The sequence below is a fragment of the Streptomyces sp. NPDC002588 genome, from assembly GCF_040295925.1.
GTDB lineage: Bacteria > Actinomycetota > Actinomycetes > Streptomycetales > Streptomycetaceae > Streptomyces.
The window spans coordinates 1-1,899 of the sequence record NZ_JBEOWF010000116.1 but is presented as its reverse complement, the minus strand read 5'-3'; the positions used below and the strand labels follow the sequence as shown (position 1 = coordinate 1,899).

At 69.5% G+C, this 1,899-nt stretch carries 2 protein-coding genes; both read right to left on the bottom strand.

The window, feature by feature from the left end; genetic code table 11:
* Positions 1-178: 178 nt before the first annotated feature.
* Positions 179-1,375 (bottom strand): fructose-specific PTS transporter subunit EIIC, encoded by a 1,197-nt coding sequence (locus ABT057_RS49025; RefSeq protein ID WP_352351899.1) that lies wholly within the window; start codon positions 1,373-1,375, stop codon positions 179-181.
* Between the two features lie 154 nt (positions 1,376-1,529).
* The coding region (locus tag ABT057_RS49020) for a chymotrypsin family serine protease (protein ID WP_352351897.1) at positions 1,530-1,899 on the bottom strand (370 nt) is incomplete at its 5' end.

Below are 1,899 nucleotides of genomic sequence, written 5' to 3'. Positions count from 1 at the left end.
CCGCGAGGGGGATCGAGGCGGCGAGGACAGCGCCGACAAGCAGTCCTGCACGGCGTCTTGATGTCGAGAGAGGTCTCACTTGTTCTCCTCGTGTCATGTCGTGTCGTGGCGGGTCGTGTCGTGGCGGGTCGTGGCGCAACCCGGACCTGGTTCCGCCACACCCGCCCTGAGGACGGGACTAGGCCGCTACCTTGGCGAGTCGACGAGTGCGGGCCGTGGCCCCTGCGGCGGGCTCGGCGACGGCAGCCGCCCGGCCGAGGTTCTTCAGGCCGATGGTCACCAGCGACGTGACGACGACACCGGCCAGGACAGCGCCGGAGAAGACCCACAGGCCGCCGAAACGCCCCATCGCCAGGACCCCGCCGAAGGGGGCGTACGTGCCGGCGCCCAGGCCCATGACCATGGCGGCGCTGGTGGCACAGCCCGCCATGCAGGCCGGGATCACCCGCAGGGGATCGGCGAACGCGAAGGCAAGCGCGCCCTCGGGGACGGCGATCGCGCCGAGCAGCCATCCGGACCTTCCGCAGTCGCGCTCGGCCTTGCTGAACAGTGCGGGGCGTATGACGGTGGTGAGGGTCATCGCCAGGGGCGGAACCATACGCGCCGCCACGACCGCGGCCATGATGGTGAGGTTCTGCGGCGCCGCGTTGGCGGGGTTGTCGCCGCTCAGACCCGTGATCCCGAACGACAGGGCGGCCCCTCCCAGGGCCCCGTTGAGGTCGAAGCCCGTCATGAGTCCCAGGAGGAGACCCACTACGACGACATGGTGGAACTGCAGTCGGCCCATGTGGAGGTCGAGCCACTGGGCCAACGCGCCGAGCTGGGGTCCGACGAAGGCGAAGAAGGCGACCGTGGTGCAGGCCGCGGACACCAGTGGGACAAGGACAGTGGTCGCGGTCTCCCGCAGAACCGACGGGAGGGGGATCCGCTGGAGTGCGAGGGTGAGTACACCCGCCATGACACCGGCCACCACACCACCGAGGTATCCCGTGCTGACGGCCATGGCGGCCATGCCGCCGACGAAGCCGGATATCGCTCCTGGCACGCCGGCCACACCGTAGGCGAGGTAGGCGCCGATCAGCAGGGGCAGGAACGACAGGACGCTGGTGCCGGTCTTGAAGAGCAACACGCTCCAGGTGGCGGCCTGCGTCCAACCGCCGCCGTTCATGGGGGTGGAGGCGACGTCCGGACCGCTGATGATCAGGCCGAGGGCGATCAGCAGTCCGCCGGTCACCGCGAGGGCACCGAGGTGCGGGGTCCCGGAGAGCATCCAGCTGCCGAGTCGGACGCCGCCGCCCTGGCCCGGTTTGCTGCTCGGACGCGCGGATACCGCGGATATCGGGGTGGCCCTCTTGCGTTTGCCGGAGAAGGGCATGGTGAACTCCAGACGAGTACGGTGCCGCCCTCTGGGCGGGACGTGCGTGGGTCGGATGTGACGGTGGGGGAGGGGGCTGGGTGAGGGGGCGCTCGGGCAGACCGTGGCGGGCGCAGACACCCCGCCCGCCACGGTCCATCGCGGGCGCCGCCGGTCAGGTCGTGAGCGCGGTGCCCGACTCGTTCAGAATGGCGTTCACCTTCACGCCGACCATGTGGCCGTTGACGACGCCCTCGTGCATACCGACGAGCATGGCTCCGCTGTCGGTCGTGTCCGGTTCGTAGACGGGGGCGCCGGAGTCACCACCCTTCGTGATCGCCCCGTTGCAGTAGCAGGGGTTGTTCGTTCCGCCGCGGTCGTACAGGAAGCCGTTGCCGTTCGAGACACTGACGCCCGAGTTGGGCCACTGGACGCTGAACCTGTCGTTGCTGATCTTGTGGCCGCAGTGGTTGAAGGTGGTCTGTCCGCTCACGCACACCTTGACGCCGACGCGTGCCGTCCGCGTGGTGTAGATGAAGTGCGTC

What these genes read in the sequence shown, in the direction of transcription:
- ABT057_RS49025 (WP_352351899.1), bottom strand. Translation starts at nt 1,375, where the DNA reads ATGCCCTTCTCCGGCAAACGCAAGAGGGCCACCCCGATATCCGCGGTA.